We start from the raw sequence: 18,866 nt of genomic DNA on the forward strand, positions 1-18,866 counted from the left end.
GGGTGGGCGGCGCCGTCTCGGTCGGCGGTGCCGTCCCGTCCTGCTCCGGGTTCACCTGCCGCTCGCCCGCCTCTTCGTCGTTCGTACGCGGAGACATGGTCTCTCCTCGGTCGCCTGGTGCTGGTCGGAAGGGGAAGGCGCGGCCCGCCGTGGGGGAGGGGAAGATACGGGCCGCGCCGGTCTGGGGTGGGGGGCGGGGTCAGGGCCTGTCCGGCGGATCCTGTCGCGGACGCGGGGGCCGGCACGCCCTCCCCCACTGCCTCAAGGGCGTGGGAGGTGCCCCCAGCCCGGCGATGCCTGGCACGCACTCCCCCAGAGGGGGCACCCCCGTCGCCGCCGCGGGGCCGACATCCGGGCGGACGACGGGAATCGCCGGACAGGCCCTAGTACGGGCGGCGGATGCGGCGGCGCCACCAGCCCACGGCGGTGCCGAGCAGCAGGATCCCGGCCGCGCCCGATGCCGCCGACGCGGCGATCAGCACGGTGTTGCCGGATCGGGAACCGCCGGAGGACCCGGCCGGCTGCAGGGCGTCACCCAGCTGGCTGCGCACGTCCGTACCCGCGGTCGTGCCCTTGGCGAGCGGGCCGCGGGAACCGGAGGTGGGCTCGGCGACGTACGGGAAGTACTTCTCGAAGTTCTGGTCGTTCTTGTCGACCCCGTCGCCCAAGTTGTTCTTCATGCCGACCAGTGAGCCCTCCATCACCTGGAGTGCCTCGTCCACCACGTCGTCGGTGAGGCGACGTCCGTTCGGGAAGCCCGCGTTGTCGCCGTCCAGGACACCGAGCCGCTTGGGGTGCATGCTCGGCTCGATCGAGGTGTTCAGGCGCAGCTCCTCCGAAGGCCGCACGTAGGGCGGCTGGTTGAGGCCCTTGACGCCCTTGAGGAACACGTCGACCAGGTCGTTGCGCGGCTCGCTCGGCGCCTTGATCTTGTAGATCTGCTCGATGAGCCTGGGCAGTTCGGGGTTGGTGACGTTCTTCAGGAACTGGGCGTCGTACGCGGGCTGCGAGGCGTTGAACTTGTCCTTGTCCCTCTGCGGGTTCACGACCTCGTTGACCAGCGGGTTGCCCAGGCGCGATACCTGCGTGTAGTAGCCCTGCGCGTTGCGGCGCTGGGTGGTGGACCAGATGCCGACGACCGGCTGCTTCGAGGACTCGCGGATCAGGTCGGTGGGCACCTGCAGGGCGATGGTGTTGACGTTGTAGCCCTTGAGGGTGTCGTTGCCGACCTCGCTCAGGTTGCCGCCGTAGAGCAGGTCAAAGACGCGCAGGTCGGCGAAGAACGGGTCGTCCGCCTGCCCGGCGAAGGTCGTGGCGCCGCCCGCGGTCTTGTAGATGGCCTGCGAGCGCAGCTTGGCGTAGTCCGGCATGGAGGCCTTGCCGACGTTCGACGGCGCCACCGGCACGTCCTCGGCCAGCCTGGTCCGGTACGCCACCCGGTCGTGCTTGAGCCGGAGCAGATCGATGTCGTAGGTCTGCGTGATGTTGAGGTTCGGGTCGTCGAGGCTCTTCACGACACCGGTGTTGTAGAGGAACGTGTTGCCGTTCTTCGTGTGGGTCTTGAAGGTGTAGCGGAAGATCAGATCGTCTTTCGCGTCACCGTTGTTGTCGATATGGATGTCGTACTGGGCGTCGTCGGCGAACGTGTAGAAGTTCGGTCCGCCCGCCGGCTCCTCGAACGGGATCCAGTCGGCCACGATCGTCGTCGTGTCGGGCTTGTCCGGGCTGACGAACGCGTACAGGTCGGTGTTGTCGTACTGCGGGGTCCCCGAGATCAGCGGGGCCTCCCGGTGGGAGGAGGCGGAGGCCGCCCCGGGCGCCAGCGCGGCGACGCCGGCGGCGGTGAGCCCTCCGGCCGCCAGCGCCCCGCAGATGAGCGTGACCAGGCCCGCGCGTCCCGGGCCGCGCCTGGAGAAGGGACCCCTGGAGAAGAGAGGTGTCATGCCGTCCGTCCTCAGTGCCGACTTGCCTCTGACGGACGGGTCTTCGGAGCCGGCCCGCCGCTCGGATTGGCCGGCCGGAGAAAAACTTTTGGACACGTCCCGACCCGCGTTTTCGGCCCGCCGATCCGTATCACCGGCCGGAGGTGTGCGTTCATGCGGATGCGTGGAGTGCGCGGAGGGGCCGGCTGCGGCCACGGAGAGGGGGCCCGCATGCAGGCGGACGAGCTGCTCGTGCTCGTCGCGGGCGGCGACCAGAGAGCGTTCGAGGACCTGTACGCACTGGTGTCCGGGCCGGTGTACGGGCTCGTCCGACGGGTGGTGCGCGACCCCGCCCAGTCCGAGGAGGTCGCCCAGGAGGTGCTGCTGGAGATGTGGCGCTCGGCCGCCCGGTTCGACCCCGGCCGGGGCAGCGCGCTGTCCTGGATCCTCACCCTTGCCCACCGCCGTGCCGTGGACCGGGTGCGCAGCGCCCGCGCGGCCGGCGAACGCGAGCAGCGGGAGGCCCTGCGCGCCGGGGAGCCCGCCTTCGACCAGGTCGCCGAGGAGGTCGAGGCCGGTCTGGAACGGGAATGGGTGCGCCGCTGTCTGCACCGGCTCACGGCCCTGCAACGCCAGTCCGTGACCCTCGCCTACTACGACGGCTACACCTACCGTGAGGTGGCCGAGCGGCTCGCGCTGCCGCTGGGCACGGTCAAGACGCGGATGCGCGACGGACTCACCCGGCTGCGCGAGTGCCTGGGAGGAGCCGCATGAGCGTCCTGGGCAGGCTGCTGCGCCGCGAGGACCCGCACTCCCTCGCCGCGCCCTACGCGCTGGACGCCCTGGAACCGGGCGAGCGCCGCCGCTTCGAGAAACATCTGCGGGGCTGCGACCGCTGTGCCGCCGAGGTGCGGGAGCTGGCCGAGGACGCCGTGCGCCTCGCCTGGTCCACGGCGGCCCCGCCGCCCGCCGCCCTGCGCGAGCGGGTGCTCGCCGCCGTGCGCACCACCGCGCAGGACCAGGCCCCGGACCGGACGCCCGACCGGATGCCGGCCCGGGAGCGCACGCCCCAGCTGCCGCCGCACGTCTGGGGTACGCAGCCCCCGCCGCGACGCACCCGTACGCCCCGCACGCGCCCGCTCTTCGTGCCGCTCGCCACGGCCACCGCGGCGGCGGCCCTCGTCGTCGCCTCCCTCTTCGCCGTCCAGGCGCACCGCACCCAGGACCGGCTCGACGCCGAGCGGTCCCGGGCACGTGAGATCGCCCACGTTCTGGCCGCGCCCGACGCCCGCACCGTCACCAGCGAGGACGCGCGTGGCCGCGGTATCGGAGTGATCGCTTCCGCCTCGCAGGGGGAGGCCGTCGTCACCCTCAGCGGATACGGCTCCCCGCCCGACGGTCGCGTCCGCCAGCTCTGGCTCATGCGCCCCGGCGTGCAACCGCGCTCCCTCGGGCTCTTCGCGGGCGACACGCCCTTGGTCGCGAAGGCTCTCGACGCCTCCTCGACGTCACTCGCCGTAACCGTCGAGCCTGAGGGCGGCTCAGCGCAGCCCACCAGCCAGCCCATTGTCCAACTCACCCTGAAATCGGTCGGATTCGGAGAGTAGTCAAAGTGGGACGGTCAACAGCCTTATGGGGAAGGTGAATCCTGTGCCCGAGATACCCGCGTGCCCGGGTGGGGCGATAGGGTTACCCTGCCCGGGCCGGGTGGACTCGTACGGGTGGGGAGTGACATGGATCAGATAACAGTGCGCAGCAGGGCCAGGGTCCCTGCGATCACCTGCGGGAGCAGCGCGACCAGTTCGCGTCTGGACCGCCATCTCTCGGTGCTGGCGGGCCCCGCCATACCGCAGCGGGAGACGGTCGAGGCGACCTCGCTGATGCGCGAGCTGACGGCGCGTGACACCGCACATCAGCGCAGCGACCGGGGCAGGCGGGTCAGCCGCGTCTCCCTGTTCGCACCGCTGCGCCGGCTGCGGCGCTCGCTGTTCGGCGGCCACTGAAACGGCCACTGAGCAGCCGTCGACCCGGTCGACGGCCCCCTGGAGTTCTTCCGGGGCGCCCGTGCTCAGGCCGCCGCACCGTCCCGGCGCATCGCTGCGATCTCGTCGTCCGTCATCCCCACGGCACGCAGCAGCGCCCCGGTGTGCTGTCCGAGCGCGGGCACATCACCCATCCGCGCCTCGTCCCCGCCCGGCAGTGTGATGGGAGGCAGCAGCGCCTGCAACGGCCCGGCCGGCGACCCCACCGCACGCCACCGCTCCCGGGCCGCCAGCTGCGGATGCGCGGCCAGTTCGTGCAGATCCCGCAGCCGGGCACAGGCGATGCCCGCCTTCTCCAGCCGGGCCAGCGCCTCCTCGGCGTCCAGCGCGCCGAGCGCCCGCGCCACCAGCTCGTCCGTCTTCTCCCGGTTCGCGACCCGTGACGCGTTCGTCGCGTACGCTGGGTCCGTCCCCAATTCCGGGCACCCTATGACCTGTTCGGCCAGCCGCCGCCACTCCCGGTCGTTCTGTACGGACAGCAGCACCCGCCCGCCGTCCGCCGTCGGATAGGCGTCGTACGGCGCGATGACGGCGTGTGCGAGGCCCGTGCGCGCCGGGGGCTCACCCCCATGCATCGCATGGTGCAGCGGATGCCCCAGCCACTCGGCGAGCGCCTCCAGCATCGACACCTCCACCGGCCCGCCCCGCCCGGTCGTCCCGCGCCGCACGAGTGCCGCCAGGACACCCGAGAACGCGTACATGGCCGCCGCGATGTCCGCCGCCGGAACCCCCGCCTTCACCGGCTGCTCCGGCGTCCCAGTCACCGACACGAGTCCTGCCTCGCACTGCACGAGCATGTCGTACGCCCGCTTGTCCGCGTACGGCCCGAAGGAGCCGTAGCCCGAGATGTCCACCGCGATCAGCCGCGGATGCGCCGCGCACAGCGTGGCCGCGTCCAGACCGAGCCGGGCCGCCGCCCCGTGGGCGAGGTTCTGCACGAACACGTCCGCGTCCGCGATCAGCCGCCGTACGGCCTCCAGGCCGCGCGGGTCCTTCAGGTCCAGCGCGAGGGACTCCTTGCCGCGGTTGCACCACACGAAGTGCGAGGCGAGACCGCGGGCCGCCGTGTCGTAGCCGCGCGCGAAGTCGCCGCCGTCGACCCGCTCCACCTTGATGACCCGGGCGCCCAGATCGGCGAGCTGCCGGGTCGCGAAGGGCGCGGACACGGCCTGTTCGACGGCGACGACGGTGATGCCCGCAAGGGGCAGGGGCTGCTGATCCATGGCCTGGATCATGCCCCTGAACGGCGGCTTTGTCAGTAGGGCGAGGTCACTGACCGCGGTTGTACCGGCACACGGCCAGCGGCAGGAACACGGCGACGAGGGCCAGGCTCCAGGTGAGCGCCCCGGCGGCCGGGTGGGCCACCGGCCAGGCGGAGTCCGGCGGTACGGCGGCGTTGCCGAAGAGGTCGCGCAGGGCGGTCGTCACCGCGCTGATCGGGTTCCACTCGGCGAGCGTGCGCAGCCAGCCGGGCAGGTTGCCGGTGGGGATGTAGGCGTTGGACAGCAACGGCAGGACGAAGGAGGAGGCGCCGAGCTGCCCGGCCGCGTCCTCGCTGCGGGTGAGCAGCCCCAGGAAGATCCCGGCGCAGGTGCAGGCGAACCGGAAGAGCAGCAGCAGCCCCACGGCACCGGCCGCGTCGGTCGCGGACCCCTCGATCCGCCAGCCCACGGCGAGCCCGACGAGCAGCAGCGGCACCGTGCCGACGACCGTGACCACCAGGTCCGCCACCGCCTGTCCCAGCGGGACGGCGGCGCGGCTCACCGGCATCGTCCGGAAACGGTCCATCACGCCCCGGTGGGTGTCGGCGGCTGCCTGGAACATGCCGGTCATCAGCCCGCCGGCCGCGGTCGCGACCAGCAGCCCCGGCACCAGGAAGGCCCGATACTCGCGGCCGGGCATCGCCAGCGCGCTGCCGAAGACATAGCCGAAGAACAGCAGCATGTTGATCGGCATCAGCTGGGTCAGGACCGCCAGACCTGGACTGTTGCGGACCCGGCGCAGCTGTCGGCCCGTCATCGCCAGACCGTCGTAGGCCAACGTGCTCATGCGGCTGGCTCCTTGCTGTGCGTGCTCTGCGCCGACTCCCCGGTGAGCCGCAGGAAGACGTCGTCGAGAGTGGGCGGGCGCAGGGTGGCGTCCAGCAACGGAACGCCGGCCGCGTCGAGTTCACGCACCAGGCGTGGCAGCGTCAGGGTCGGATCGGAGCTGACGGCGCCGACGGAGTTGCGCTCACGGTCGAACACGGGCTCGCTTCCGGTCAGTTGATCGAGCACGGCCGCCGCCTTCGGCAGCGCGTCGCCGTCGGCGACCACGGCCTGTGCGTACGCCCCGATGAGCGCCTTGAGTTCGGCGGGCGAGCCGGTGTGTGCGACCCGGCCCCGGTCCACCAGGGCGATGTCGTCCGCGAGTTGGTCGGCCTCCTCCAGATACTGGGTGGTCAGCAGCACGGTCGTACCGTCCGCCTTCAGGTCGCGCACCGCCTGCCAGATGCGAGTGCGGCTGGCCGGGTCGAGCCCGGTGGTCGGCTCGTCGAGGAAGAGCACATCGGGGCTGCGGACGAGGCTCGCCGCGAGGTCCAGCCGGCGCCGCATACCGCCCGAGTAGGTCGCGGCCCTGCGGTCGGCGGCCTCGGTCAGACCGAAGCGCTCCAGCAGGTCGTCGGCCCGCGCGGCCGGTCCGCGCACCCGGTGCAGCCGGGCGAACAGCCGCAGGTTCTCGCGGCCGGTGAGGTCGCCGTCGACCGAGGCGTACTGCCCGGTGACCCCGATCCGGCTCCGCACGGCGGCGGCGTCCCGCACCAGGTCGTGCCCGGCGACCCGCGCCGAACCGGCGTCCGGCCGCAGCAGCGTGGTCAACAGCCGCACGGCCGTCGTCTTGCCGGCGCCGTTCGGGCCGAGCAGCCCGCAGACGGTCCCCTGTGCCACCGCCAGATCCAGTCCCCGCAGGGCGTGCACCGCGCCGAAGCGCTTCTCCAGCCCTTCACTAAGTACAGTGTACGTAGAAGTCATGCCGTGACCCTACCTCACTACGTACGCTGTACGTAACTAGGATGGTGGCCGAGGTGATGATCGATGGCAGTCCGAGGGGCCGTCCCCGAAGTGATCTGGGCGCGCCCCGAGCGCACCGGCCGGGGCCCGAAACCGGCGTACACCCGCGACGACGTCGCGGCCGCCGCCGTCCGGATCGCCGACGAGCGGGGGCTCGACGCGGTGTCGATGCGGCATGTCGCGGCCGAGCTGGGCTGCGGCACCATGTCGCTGTACAACTACGTCCCCCGCAAGGAGGACCTGTACGAGCTGATGGTGGACGCGATCAGCTCGGAGCACGAGGTGTGGGAGCCGAGCGGGGACTGGCGGGCCGACACACTCCGGGTGGCGCGGCAGACACGTGAGCTGATGCGCCGGCATCCCTGGCTGCCGCGCCTGATGTCACCGGTGTACGGCTTCAGCCCGCATGCCCTGCGCTATCTGGAGCACTGCCTGGCCTGCCTGGACCCGCTGGAGGCGTCCTACGGCACCAAGCTGGAGCTGATCGCGATGGTGAACGGCATCGTGACGACGTACGTCCGCAACGAACTCGACACCGCCGAGCGGGTGCGGGCGCTGCCGTGGTCCGAGACCGAGGAGAACGCGGTGCGCGGGGCTTACCTCGCCGGTCAGGTCGCTTCCGGTGCGTATCCGAGGATGGCGGCGGCGTTCGCGCAGGATGCGGGGCCGATCGATCTGGAGGCGGTTTTCGACCGGGCGTTGGGGCGGCTTCTGGATGCGTTCTCGCCGCGCTAGCTCGGGCGGTTCGGCGGGTGCGGGTGCGTTGTGACTGGTCGCGCAGGTCCTCGCACCCCCAGGGGGTTGTCCTCGGTCCGGTTCCACAGCGAGCTAGATCAGCGCGAACTGGCCCTCCGGGCCCTCTTCGTGGTGGTCCAGGACCGAGGCGGGGCTGCGGGATGCGTCCGGGGGCGGGAGGACCCCAGCCTCCCGCAGGTCCGTCGCCGTGATCGCCGACGTCACCTTCAACTCGGCTCGCTGCGGGCGCAGTTCGGCCAGCAGGGCCAGGACCGTGATCAGTTCCAGCAGTTCCGAGGTCCAGGTCTGGGGCCAGACCGGCGGGCGGATCGCGGTGAGGGTGCCCGGCTCGGGCGGGGCCGTGCGGGCCGTGAACCAGGACTCCAGGACCCGGGCACCCGCCACCGCGTATTCCCAGGCTTCCTGCGGGACGGGGGAGACGCGGCCCTCGTCCAGGTGGAGAGCTTCCTCTTCGGGGTCGTAGCTGAGGGTGACGGGCCGGGCCGGCAAGGGTGCGCGGACGTAGGGGCGGCGGCCGCCGGGCAGCTTGGGGCGCTCGCCGTCGCGGCGCATCAGCCACAGCATGCGGCGGCCCAGTTCGACACCGGCCGACCACTGGGCGGGGTCGTCGGTGAGCGGGACGGTGAGGCCGGGGCCGGTGGCCGCGAGGATCCAGGACAGGACGTCCGCCGGGGCGGGGGCGGCGCCCAGGCGGTCGGCCAGGTGGGCCGTCAGGCCCGGCGCGAGGTTGGGTTCCATGCCGCCGGGGCGTCGGTACAGCGGGCGGATGAGGCCTGTGCGGAGGGTGGGGAGCAGCGAGGTGACCAGCAGGGGGTCGTCCTCGGCTCCCGTCTCCACCGCGAAGACCTGGTGCGCGTCCGCCACCCGCCACAACTCCGGCCGGGCGGTGTCGATCAACCGGTGGTCCGGGATCAGCCACTGCTCGTCGAAGGGGGCCGCGAGGACGCGCACGGGCTCCGCACAGGGCCCCTCGGCGCGGGCCAGCCGCTCGGTGCCGGTGGACTGTCCGGGCAGCTGGCCCACCGCCGAGCCGATCGTGCGGGCGCGGGTCGGCTCGAACAGAGCCTCCCGGTCCGGCCCTTCGGCCTTCAGCAGGGCGTCCCAGCGCGCCTTCAGGGAGCCGGCGTCGGGTGCCGTCGGCCAGGCGCGGCCCGGTCGCAGCGGTGCGACGGACCACGGCATGAGGTCCGCCAGCAGCGGAGCGTCGTCGAACGTCACGCAGGGCATGGTACGGCAGCGCCCTGAAGGGGCGCGGGGAACTGCGCGACCAGCCACAACGCACCTGCAGACGTCCGACGGCCCATCACGGCCCTCCCAGCGGAGCGTCGAGGCATCGTACGACCTGACCGGGAGCCGGTATCAGGTCGCATCCAGAGTCACCGTGAACGAGAAGCGGTCCCCCCGGTAGTGGATCACCGCCACGTCCAGCACCCGGCCCTCGGCGTCGTACGTCACGCCCGTGTAGTGCAGGATCGGGCTGAGCAGCGGTACCTGGAGGAGGCGGGCGGTCTCCGGGTCGGCGAGACGGGCCTCCACCGTGTCCGTGATCCGGCTGATGTCCGCCTTGACGACGTCCCGCAGCACCTTGGTCATGGGCCAGCGGACCAGGTCGTCCAGGTCGATGCGCGCGGCGAGTTCGGGGCGGATGTGGTTGACGGCGTGGTTGGTCGGCTCGCCGGTCTTCTCGTCGCAGCGCAGTCGGTGGTACGCCGCCACTTCCGCGAGGCCGGGGAAGTACTCGGCGAGCCCGGCCGGCACGGGCACCGGGCCGTGGTCCAGCAGCTCGGTCGTCATCCCGGACTGCTGGGCCACGATCGCGTCCACCGAGCCCAGCAGCCGCACGGGCGCCCCGCGCCGCACTCCGGGCTCGATGAACGTGCCGCGCCGCCGGTGGCGGCTGATCAGCCCCTCGTCCTCCAGCTCCTTCAGCGCCTGCCGCATCGTCAGCACACTCACGCCGTAGTGCTCCGCCAGCTGCTCCTCCGTGGGCAGCCGCAACGGGTCCTCGGGGGAGCGGCCGAGTATCGAGGCGCGCAGCGACTGCGACACCTGGTACCACAGCGGAAGTTTGCGGTTCAGGACGATCGAATCCGGAGCGAAGGAGGTCACGCGGCTATCCGTACCTGTCGATGAACGCAGGACGCAACAGAGGCGTCATGCGCGGAAATGGCGCTGGAGCCCCTGCCACACGTCGTCGTAGCGCTGCTGGAGGTGCTCGGCGCGGGCCGCGAGCGGGCTGAGCGTGACCGGCCAGCGGGTCTCGAACATGAACGCCAGCCCGTCGTCGATCTTCTGCGGCTTCAGCTCCGCCGCGCTCGCCTTGTCGAAGGTCTCCCGGTCCGGGCCGTGCGCCGACATCATGTTGTGCAGCGAACCGCCGCCCGGCACAAAGCCCTCCGCCTTCGCGTCGTACGCGCCCTCGATCAGGCCCATGTACTCGCTCATCACGTTCCGGTGGAAGTACGGCGGCCGGAACGTGTCCTCGCCCACCAGCCAGCGCGGGGCGAAGACGACGAAGTCGACGCCTGCCAGCCCCGGGGTGTCCGAGGGCGAGGTCAGCACCGTGAAGATCGACGGGTCCGGGTGGTCGTACGAGATGGTGCCGATCACATTGAAACGGCGCAGGTCATAGATGTACGGCACATGGTTGCCATGCCAGGCGACCACGTCCAGGGGCGAGTGGTCGTACGTCGCCGTCCAGAGGTTGCCGCAGAACTTGTTCACCACCTCCACCGGGCCGGTCACGTCCTCGTACGCCGCGACCGGCGCCCGGAAGTCCCGGGCGTTGGCGAGCCCGTTGGCGCCGATCGGGCCGAGGTCGGGCAGCTGGAACGGAGCCCCGTAGTTCTCGCACACATAGCCCCGGGCGGAATCGTCCAGGAGCAACACACGGAAGCGCACCCCACGCGGGATCAACGCCACCTGGGCGGGCTCCACATGAAGCAGGCCGAACTCGGTGTGCAGCAGCAGTCCGCCGCGCTCCGGCACGATCAGCAGCTCGCCGTCGGCGTCCGAGAAGACGCGCTCCATCGAGGCGTTGGCGTGGTACAGGTGCACGGCCATGCCCGTGCGCTGGGTGGCGTCGCCGTTGCCGCCGAGCGTCCACAGGCCGGCCAGGAAGTCGGTGCCGGCCGGCGGCTCGGGCAGCGGGTTCCAGCGCAGCCGGTTGGGGTCGGGCACGGTCTCGGTGAACGGGGCCGTACGGATCGCGCCGTTGTCGGCGCGGGTGAACGCCGGGTGCGCGGCCGACGGGCGGATGCGGTACAGCCAGGAGCGGCGGTTGTGCGCGCGCGGCTCGGTGAACGCCGTGCCGCTCAGCTGCTCCGCGTACAGCCCGAGCGGTGCCCGCTGCGGCGAGTTGCGGCCCACGGGCAGGGCGCCCGGCACCGCCTCCGAGGCGTGTTCATTGCCGAACCCGGTCAGGTACGACAGTCCCGGGGCGGTCTTCCGCGCTCCTCCACGCTCGAATTCGCTCGCGTGGGAGGCACCCCCATCGCTCATGATCGCTCCCTTGCGCTCCCGGTGCGCGCCTGACGCGCTCCTCATTCCTATGTAACACCGTAGGAATAGCTCGGGGGTGCGCGCAAGAGGGACCGGGGTACTCCGCCCGGGGGACTGCGCAGGGTGGCCGGAACCAGACTTCAGAGGGATTCGCGGGACCGGAGCGTTGTTCTACTCTCCCGGCATGCCCATGACGCCGTGGACCCGCAGGACGCTCGCCGCACTCGCGGTGTGCCTCCTGCCGCCGCTCGGCGCGGCGGGCTGCACGACCGGACACGCCCACGGCGGCACTGTCTCGTCCTCACCGGTCGGCAAGGTCTTGGACGGCACCGACGAGACCGGCCGGCATCTGCGCGAGGTCGACAGGAAGAACGCGCCCGAGGTCGGAGTCGAGGTGACCCCGCACTCCGGCGGCGGCTGGGACGTCCGGCTGAGCTTCCGTCACTTCCGCTGCTCGGCACCCGGCACCGCGCCGACGGCGGTGACCGGGCGCGGGCTCGTGCACCTCCTCGTCGACGGCCACCAGGTCGCCGGGTTGCGCACCCGCGCGTACCGCCTGCCCGACCGCCTCGTCCCGCACGGCACCCACCACGTCACCGCCCGCCTGTACGCCGACGACGGCACCGTGTGGGCCGTCCACGGCAGACCGGTGCAGAGCACCGCCGACATAACGGTGTCCGACGTGGAGACGGCCACGGCCACGGCCCAGCCCCCGACCGGCACGGAGACACCGGTCGCCGGGAAATGAGTGCACCCGCCACTCTTCTCCGTACGGGAGGGCGAGGTTCACCGGACCCTGGGGGAGAGGCATCATGAAGTCCGTGCCCCATGCGACATCGCTCCGCCGTGCGCCCGTTCAGCGGCGCAGCGCCGAACGGCTGACCAGGATCCTCGACGCCTGCGCCGAACTCCTCGACGAGGTCGGCTACGACGCCCTGAGCACCCGCGCCGTCGCACTGCGCGCCGGTGTCCCCATCGGCTCCGTCTACCGATTCTTCGGCAACAAACGGCAGATGGCCGACGCCCTCGCCCAGCGCAACCTGGAGCGGTACACCGAGCGCGTCACCGAGCGGCTGAAGGCGGCGCGCGGTGGGGGCGACTGGCGGGCGGCGATGGACGCCGTCCTCGACGAGTACCTGGCCATGAAGCGCACCGCGCCCGGCTTCTCCCTGGTCGACTTCGGCAACCAGATACCGGTCGGCACCCGCCACACCGAGCCCAACACCCGCGTCGCCGACCGGCTCACCAAGCTGCTCTCCGGCTACCTCGACCGCACGCCCGACGACGAGCTGCGCCGGGTCTTCCTGGTCGCCGTGGAAACCGCGGACACCCTCGTCCAGCTGGCCTTCCGGACCGACCCGGACGGGGACGAGGCGATCATCACCGAGACACGGGTACTGCTGCGGGCATATCTGGGGCGCGTGCTCGACTGAACGGTCACCCGGCCGAATCCGAAGGGTCATCCGAAGGACTCCCCTCCATGCATACCGGTCGGTATGCTCTCCCCGAGACCCCGCGCTCGGCCGGAGCCCTCCGCGCTCGCCCCGAGCCCCGCGCTCGCCCGGCACCACCGCCGACCCTCCGGGAGGACCCGTGTCCCGCACCGCCCTGCGAATCTGCCCCCTGTGCGAGGCCACCTGCGGGCTGACCCTCACCCTCGAAGGCACCCGTGTCACCGGCGCCCGCGGTGACCGCGAGGACGTCTTCAGCAAGGGCTTCATCTGCCCCAAGGGCGCCTCCTTCGCGGCCGTCGACTCCGACCCCGACCGGCTGCGCACCCCGCTCGTCCGCAGGGACGGCGAACTGCGCGAGGCCACCTGGGCGGAGGCCTTCGACGCGGTCGCCGCCGGTCTGCGCCCGGTCGTGGAGGGCCGCGGCCCGGACTCGGTCGGCGTGGTCCTCGGCAACCCCAACGTGCACACCGTGGCCGGCGCACTCTATCCGCCGGTCCTCCTCGCCGGCCTGCGCACCCGCAGCCTGTTCACCGCCTCCACGGTCGACCAGATGCCCAAGCACGTCTCCAGCGGGCTGCTCTTCGGCGACGCGAACGCCATCCCCGTGCCGGACCTGGACCACACCGACCACCTGCTCCTCATCGGCGCCAACCCCCTGGAGTCCAACGGCAGTCTGTGCACCGCCCCCGACTTCCCCGGCAAGCTCAAGGCACTCAAGGCCCGCGGCGGACACCTGACCGTGGTCGACCCGCGCCGCACCCGCACCGCGAAGCTCGCCGACCGGCACCTGGCGATCCGCCCCGGCACCGACGCCCTGCTGCTCGCGGCGATGGCACACACCCTCTTCGCGGAGGACCTGGCCGACCCCGCCCACCTCGCCCCGCACGTCCAGGGGATCGACGAACTCCGGGAAGCGATGGAGGACTTCACCCCCGAAGCTGTATCCGAGGCCTGTGACCTGGACGCCGACGTCATCCGCACCCTCGCCCGCGAACTCGCCGCCGCCCCCACCGCCGCCGTCTACGCCCGCATCGGCAGCTGCACCGTCCCGCACGGCACCCTGGCCAGCTGGCTGGTGGACGTCCTCAACATCCTCACCGGCAACCTGGACCGGCCCGGCGGTGCCCTCTTCCCGCAGGCCGCCACCGACAAGACGCCCCGCCCGGCGGGCCCCGGGCGCGGCTTCACGCTCGGCCGCTGGCACTCCCGGGTACGTCAACTGCCCGAGGCGAAGGGCGAGTTGCCGCTCTCCGCGCTCGCCGAGGAGATCGACACCGCCACCGCCGAGGGTGAGCCCGTCCGTGCGCTGATCGTCGTGGCCGCCAACCCGGTGCTCTCCGCGCCCGACGGCGACCGCCTCGACAAGGCCCTGGACTCCCTGGACTTCATGGTCAGCGTCGACCCGTACCTCAACGAGACCTCGCGGCACGCCGATGTCGTACTGCCCCCGCCCCCGCCCTCCCAGAGCCCGCACCACGACTTCGCCTTCAACACCCTTGCCGTGCGCAACCAGGTCCGCTACACCCGCCCCGCGGTCCCGCTGGAGCCCGGCCGGATGGCCGAGAGCGAGATCCTCGCCCGGCTGATCCTCGCCGCCACCGGCATGCACGGCGCCGACCCGGCCGCCGTGGACGCGATGGTCATCGACCAGACCCTCGGCAAGGCCGTACAGGAGAAGCACTCGCCGGTGTTCGGCCGCGACCCGCGCGAACTCGTGGCACAGCTCACCGGCGAGACCGGTCCCGAGCGGCGGCTGGACCTGATGCTCCGCCTCGGCCCGTACGGCGACGGCTTCGGCGCCCGGCCCGACGGGCTGACCCTGGCCAAGCTGCTCGCCCACCCGCACGGCATCGACCTCGGCCCCCTGCGCCCGCGTCTGCCGCAGCCGCTCAAGACCCGCAGCGGCAAGGCGGAGCTGCTGCCCGAGCCGATCGCCGCCGACCTGCCCCGGCTGCGCGAGGCCCTGCGCGAGCGCCCCGAAGGCATTGTCCTGGTCGGCCGCCGCCACCTTCGCTCCAACAACAGCTGGATGCACAACGTGCCCGCCCTCACCGGCGGTTCCAACCGCTGCACCCTGCACATCCACCCCGAGGACGCGGCCCGGCTCGGCGTCCGGGACGGGGCGGACGTACGGGTGAAGGGCGCCGGGGGAGAGGTGGTGGCGCCCGCCGAGGTCACCGACGCCGTACGGCCCGGTGTGGTGAGCCTGCCGCACGGCTGGGGCCACGACCGCCCCGGTACCCGCCTCGGCCACGCCACCGAGGCCCCCGGAGTCAACGTCAACCAGCTCCTCGACGGCAGCCTGCTCGACCCGCTCTCGGGCAACGCGGTCCTCAACGGCGTCCCCGTCCAGCTCGCCGCAAGCCTGTGACCTGAACTTTCGCGCCTGTAGCCTGGGCCTGGTCACGGCGATGCACCCGCTGTACAAGCGCCTGAAGATGTCCCCGGTGGTGCTCGGGTCAGGAATTCTCTTCTCTGTCATCTGAGTCCGTGCCTTTTGGGTCTTTTGGGTCTTTATCTCCCCGTGGTCGGCGAACACCGGGGCATCCCTGGGCTTCTGTCTGGGCGTCGGTCAGCCGCTGTCGATGACCATGGTGGTGCAGGCGGCACCGGCGGAGGCTCGCTCCACGGCGCTCGCGCTGCGGCTGACCGGCAACCGGCTCGGCCAGGTCGCCGCCCCGGCCGCCGCGGGCCCGGTCGCGGGCGTGGCGGGGTGGCGGGGCCGTTCGTGATGCTCGGGCGTTGCTGCTGCTGCTGCTGTCGTCGGTGGTGGGCACGCGCTCGCCGGGGCGGTCCGAGGGGGCCGTTCGGGTGGCGGGGAAGCGGGCGCGGCGCTCGGGATTGCGCCGCACGAGCGATCTCTGACGGCGCGCCCGGCGTCGTTGCCGCGGGTCGAGGCCTCTATCGTGCAGAGTTCAGGCGAAAGAGCGATTTGTATGAAAATCGTCTGACTCGGAGGATTGCTCATGGCCACCCCGACACTCCCACGTCCCCTCCGAACCCGAGCGGGTGCCACGGTCGCCCTCACCGCCCTCGCCGCGGTGGGTGCGTCGTGGGTGGCGGCGCCGCAGGCGGCGGCTCAAGGGGAGAACGGCGATATCAGGGTGCACAGCGTGGGCGTGCCCTACGGTGTGACGAAGGACGAGCCGACGGTCTGCAGGTTCTACCTCGACGCCGTCAACTTCGACATCCTGCCCAATATCGCCTACATCATCCAGGCCCAGCCCCCGCTGCCCACCGCCGCCACCGTCACCGGCATCATCCAGCTCGCCGGTGGCGCCGGACACACGGATCCGATCGGCCTGACCGACGGGCAGTACAAGCTCACCTGGGTCGCGGCGGGTGCCGTCAAGGAGAAGCTCTTCCGCGTCAACTGCCATGACGGCCATCACGAGCACGACGGGCACGACGGTCCGAACGGGCAGATCGAGGACCACGACCACCAGGACCACCAGGACCACGGGGACCACCGCGGGGACCACGACCACGACCGGCAGGACGGCCCGGGCTGGGGCAGGAGAGACGATCCCCCGAGGGGCGGGGTGCACGCGGGTGGGGGCGGGCTCATCGACACGGCCGCCGCGTACGCGCCGGTGGCCGCCGCGGGTGCCGTGGGCCTGATCGCGCTCGGCGGCACCGTGTACATCCGGCGAAACCGCCGACGGCCTCATGGCGCCGCGTAGGCGCAGCCGCAGGCCCTGGCACCGGACTCGCGCCTACCGCCTCACCAGGACGGCCCTGCTGGTGACCGTCCTGGTGACGGTGGGGCACCGGTGCGGGGGCTGGCATGTCGGGCCTCGCAAGGCGGGGGACCCCAACGCGGTCGCCGCCGCCGGCGGACCGGGCGCGAGCGAGGAGGAATCCTGCGAGGCCCCAACCGGCCCCCCGCCCCCGCCGCTGCCCCGGTCCCGGCCGACGTCCTTCCGCATCCCCTCCCTGGGTATCGACGCCCCGATCGCGGCCCTCGGGCTCGACCAGCAACGAGAGCTGGAGACCCCGCCCGTCGACCAGCCCAGACTGGTCGGCTGGTACGAGGGCGGCCCCACACCGGGCGAGCCCGGTACCGCGATCGCCGTCGGCCACCGGGACACCCTGACCGGCCCGGCCGTCTTCGCCGGGCTCGCCCAGGTCAAACCCTGCAAGGTCATCGAGGTCACGCGCGCCGACGGCCAGACCGCCGTCTACACCGTGGACCGGATGAAGGTCTACGACAAGGCGGGCTTCCCGGACAAGGAGGTCTACGGCCCGGTCCGGCGACCGGAACTGCGCGTGCTGACCTGCGGCGGCCTCTACAGCCGACGCACGGGCTACACCAGCAACGTGGTGGTCTTCGCCCACCTGTCCGCGACCAAGTGACGGGACGGGCCGCGCCATCTCTTCCCCCGGCCCACCGCATTCCGTTAACTTCCGTGACCCACAGGCCCCGTTCGACCCGCCGGGGCCTTCGGCCAAGGAGCAGCGGCGCTCCGGACAGCCCTCGGGGGCAGCAGTCATGACACGCGCCATCTCACTGCACGACGTGAGCAAGTCCTACACACGCGGCCCGCGCGTGGTCGACCGGCTCTCGCTGGACATCGCGCCCGGGGAGTTTCTGGTCCTGCTCGGCCCGTCCGGCTGCGGCAAGTCCACCGTGCTGCGGATGATCGCCGGCCTGGAGGACATCGACGAGGGCGAGCTGCTGCTCGACGGCGAGTACGCCAACGACTGGCAGCCCGCCGAGCGGCATCTCGCCATGGTCTTCCAGAACTTCGCCCTCTACCCGAGCATGACGAGCCGCGACAACATCGGCTTCCCGCTGCGTATCGAGGACCCCGGCGCCGACCCCGCCCCGCGCGTCACCGCCACCGCCCGCATGCTGGGCATCGAGGACCTCCTCGACCGCTTCCCGAGCGAGCTCTCCGGCGGCGAGCGCCAGCGGGTCGCCATGGGCCGGGCCATCGCCCGGCACCCCTCGGCGTTCCTGATGGACGAGCCGCTGTCCAACCTCGACGCCAAGCTGCGCAACCGTCTGCGCGCCGAAATATCCCAGCTCACCCGCGAGCTGGGGGTCACCACGGTGTACGTCACCCATGACCAGGCCGAGGCGATGTCCCTCGGTGACCGGGTCGCCGTGCTGCGCGGCGGAGTGCTCCAGCAGGTCGGCACCCCGCGCGAGGTCTACGCACTGCCCCGCAACGTCTTCGTCGCCGCCTTCATCGGCATCCCGCGCATCAACCTGCTGTGCGGTCTGGTCCGCGCCCCGCTGGACGGCGCCATGACCATCAGCCTGGGCAAACAGGCCCTGCGGCTGCCCGAACCCCTCTGCCTGGACCACCAGTTACTGCGGGTGCAGCAGGGCCGCGAGGTGATCGTGGGGCTGCGCTCGGAGGCGGTGCGCATCGCCAGACATAGCTCCGCCCGGCCGGGCGAGGTGGCGATCACCGGGCTCGTGGAGCATGTGGAGTTCCAGGGCCACGAGATCCTCGTCCACTTCACCACCGGCTCCCGCCCCGCCGTCGTACCCGATCTGGAGGCGCCGCGCCCGGCGGACCGGCCGCCGCGACGGCGGCGCAGAGAGGGCCCGACCGTGCTGGACCGGCTGCGGGAGCGGGCCGGTGCGTGGCGTGCCGGGCCGGTGGTGGTGCTCGCGCACCCCGGGGACGCCGAGCCGGGGGACACGCCCCCGGAGGGCCGGCTCCCCGGCGACCTGGTGGTCCGCACCACCCCCGACCTCCGGCTGCGCCACGGCATGCAGGTCCCGCTCCTGGTCGACCTCGCCCATCTCTTCGTCTTCGACCAGCAGGGCGACCGCATCTGCCCGTCCCCCGACCGGCTGCCCGACCTGGATGAGTGAGCACCGGACCGCCCGGCGATGATGTCCGGGTACGTCTGCCAAGGTCTGGCGACGTCCGGCAACGTCTGGCGCCGAAAAACTATCGCCGCTAGTTTGTGTGCCGGACGACGCGGACCCCGCCGGGAGGAAGCAGCATGAAGGCACACGACGGCCTGTACATCGACGGCGCCTGGCGCCCCGCCGCGAGCACGGATGTCATCGAGGTCGTGAACCCGGCCGACGAGCAGGTCATCGCCCGCGTCCCGGCGGCCGGCGCCCTGGACGTCGACACCGCCGTCCGCGCGGCCCGCGCCGCCCTGCCCGGCTGG

18 protein-coding genes and 1 pseudogene are annotated in these 18,866 nt (G+C 72.1%); 12 read left to right on the plus strand and 7 right to left on the minus strand.

Going from position 1 to position 18,866, the window contains the following annotated elements:
* Positions 1-383: 383 nt before the first annotated feature.
* Complete coding sequence (locus tag M878_RS82820; RefSeq protein WP_023551843.1) at positions 384-1,943, minus strand: DUF4331 domain-containing protein; 1,560 nt, start codon at positions 1,941-1,943, stop codon at positions 384-386.
* A gap of 210 nt (positions 1,944-2,153) precedes the next feature.
* Between M878_RS82820 and M878_RS82825 the strand changes: the two genes are divergently transcribed.
* From M878_RS82825 to M878_RS49505, 3 genes are all read left to right on the plus strand, one after another.
* Positions 2,154-2,696: a sigma-70 family RNA polymerase sigma factor gene (locus M878_RS82825; protein ID WP_023551844.1), complete on the plus strand. Its 543-nt coding sequence runs from the start codon at positions 2,154-2,156 to the stop codon at positions 2,694-2,696.
* The gene (locus tag M878_RS82830; protein WP_023551845.1) at positions 2,693-3,529 is read left to right on the plus strand and encodes an anti-sigma factor; all 837 of its coding nucleotides are present in this window, start codon (positions 2,693-2,695) and stop codon (positions 3,527-3,529) included. The genes M878_RS82825 and M878_RS82830 overlap by 4 nt, the downstream gene beginning before the upstream one ends.
* Positions 3,530-3,655: 126 nt before the next feature.
* Positions 3,656-3,925 carry a hypothetical protein gene (locus tag M878_RS49505; protein ID WP_031226578.1) on the plus strand — a complete coding sequence of 90 codons (270 nt, stop codon included), beginning with the start codon at positions 3,656-3,658 and terminating at the stop codon, positions 3,923-3,925.
* 65 nt (positions 3,926-3,990) lie between these two features.
* Here M878_RS49505 and M878_RS82835 read toward each other — a convergent pair whose 3' ends face one another.
* From M878_RS82835 to M878_RS82845, 3 genes are read right to left on the minus strand one after another with little or no spacing between them, the layout of a single operon-like run.
* A complete protein-coding gene (locus M878_RS82835) occupies positions 3,991-5,187 on the minus strand; it encodes a CaiB/BaiF CoA transferase family protein (protein ID WP_037731067.1) in 1,197 nt (398 codons plus the stop codon).
* A 46-nt stretch (positions 5,188-5,233) separates the two neighbouring features.
* Positions 5,234-6,013 (minus strand): ABC transporter permease, encoded by a 780-nt coding sequence (locus tag M878_RS82840; protein WP_023551848.1) that lies wholly within the window; start codon positions 6,011-6,013, stop codon positions 5,234-5,236.
* The gene (locus M878_RS82845; RefSeq protein WP_031226579.1) at positions 6,010-6,975 is read right to left on the minus strand and encodes a daunorubicin resistance protein DrrA family ABC transporter ATP-binding protein; all 966 of its coding nucleotides are present in this window, start codon (positions 6,973-6,975) and stop codon (positions 6,010-6,012) included. The genes M878_RS82840 and M878_RS82845 overlap by 4 nt, the downstream gene beginning before the upstream one ends.
* Positions 6,976-7,038: 63 nt before the next feature.
* Between M878_RS82845 and M878_RS82850 the strand changes: the two genes are divergently transcribed.
* Positions 7,039-7,749 carry a TetR/AcrR family transcriptional regulator gene (locus M878_RS82850; RefSeq protein WP_031226580.1) on the plus strand — a complete coding sequence of 237 codons (711 nt, stop codon included), beginning with the start codon at positions 7,039-7,041 and terminating at the stop codon, positions 7,747-7,749.
* Positions 7,750-7,842: 93 nt separating this feature from the next.
* Here the strand turns inward: M878_RS82850 and M878_RS82855 are convergent, their stop codons facing one another.
* The 3 genes from M878_RS82855 to hmgA form a co-directional block, all read right to left on the minus strand.
* Positions 7,843-8,997 carry a type ISP restriction/modification enzyme gene (locus tag M878_RS82855; RefSeq protein ID WP_023551851.1) on the minus strand — a complete coding sequence of 385 codons (1,155 nt, stop codon included), beginning with the start codon at positions 8,995-8,997 and terminating at the stop codon, positions 7,843-7,845.
* Between the two features lie 132 nt (positions 8,998-9,129).
* The gene (locus M878_RS82860) at positions 9,130-9,879 is read right to left on the minus strand and encodes a GntR family transcriptional regulator (protein WP_023551852.1); all 750 of its coding nucleotides are present in this window, start codon (positions 9,877-9,879) and stop codon (positions 9,130-9,132) included.
* Between the two features lie 45 nt (positions 9,880-9,924).
* Positions 9,925-11,271, minus strand: coding sequence for a homogentisate 1,2-dioxygenase (hmgA, locus tag M878_RS82865; RefSeq protein WP_023551853.1), 1,347 nt, complete (start codon positions 11,269-11,271; stop codon positions 9,925-9,927).
* Positions 11,272-11,455: 184 nt separating this feature from the next.
* Here hmgA and M878_RS82870 point away from each other — a divergent pair, with 184 nt between their 5' ends.
* The 8 genes and pseudogenes from M878_RS82870 to M878_RS96835 form a co-directional block, all read left to right on the plus strand.
* Positions 11,456-12,019 (plus strand): hypothetical protein, encoded by a 564-nt coding sequence (locus M878_RS82870; RefSeq protein WP_037730231.1) that lies wholly within the window; start codon positions 11,456-11,458, stop codon positions 12,017-12,019.
* 64 nt (positions 12,020-12,083) lie between these two features.
* Positions 12,084-12,704 (plus strand): TetR/AcrR family transcriptional regulator, encoded by a 621-nt coding sequence (locus M878_RS82875; protein ID WP_023551855.1) that lies wholly within the window; start codon positions 12,084-12,086, stop codon positions 12,702-12,704.
* Between the two features lie 160 nt (positions 12,705-12,864).
* Positions 12,865-15,096 carry a molybdopterin oxidoreductase family protein gene (locus tag M878_RS82880; RefSeq protein WP_023551856.1) on the plus strand — a complete coding sequence of 744 codons (2,232 nt, stop codon included), beginning with the start codon at positions 12,865-12,867 and terminating at the stop codon, positions 15,094-15,096.
* A 172-nt stretch (positions 15,097-15,268) separates the two neighbouring features.
* Positions 15,269-15,590 (plus strand): annotated as a pseudogene (locus M878_RS95190) (MFS transporter); the annotation flags it as partial.
* Between the two features lie 101 nt (positions 15,591-15,691).
* Complete coding sequence (locus tag M878_RS82885; RefSeq protein ID WP_023551857.1) at positions 15,692-16,408, plus strand: hypothetical protein; 717 nt, start codon at positions 15,692-15,694, stop codon at positions 16,406-16,408.
* Positions 16,395-17,081, plus strand: a complete 687-nt coding sequence (locus tag M878_RS82890; RefSeq protein ID WP_031226588.1) for a class F sortase — start codon at positions 16,395-16,397, stop codon at positions 17,079-17,081. The genes M878_RS82885 and M878_RS82890 overlap by 14 nt, the downstream gene beginning before the upstream one ends.
* A gap of 136 nt (positions 17,082-17,217) precedes the next feature.
* Positions 17,218-18,558 carry an ABC transporter ATP-binding protein gene (locus M878_RS82895; protein ID WP_023551859.1) on the plus strand — a complete coding sequence of 447 codons (1,341 nt, stop codon included), beginning with the start codon at positions 17,218-17,220 and terminating at the stop codon, positions 18,556-18,558.
* Between the two features lie 134 nt (positions 18,559-18,692).
* Positions 18,693-18,866: aldehyde dehydrogenase family protein (locus tag M878_RS96835; RefSeq protein ID WP_158692820.1), on the plus strand; the 174-nt coding region annotated here is incomplete at its 3' end.

Origin of the sequence: Streptomyces roseochromogenus subsp. oscitans DS 12.976, from assembly GCF_000497445.1 — a bacterium.
GTDB lineage: Bacteria > Actinomycetota > Actinomycetes > Streptomycetales > Streptomycetaceae > Streptomyces > Streptomyces oscitans.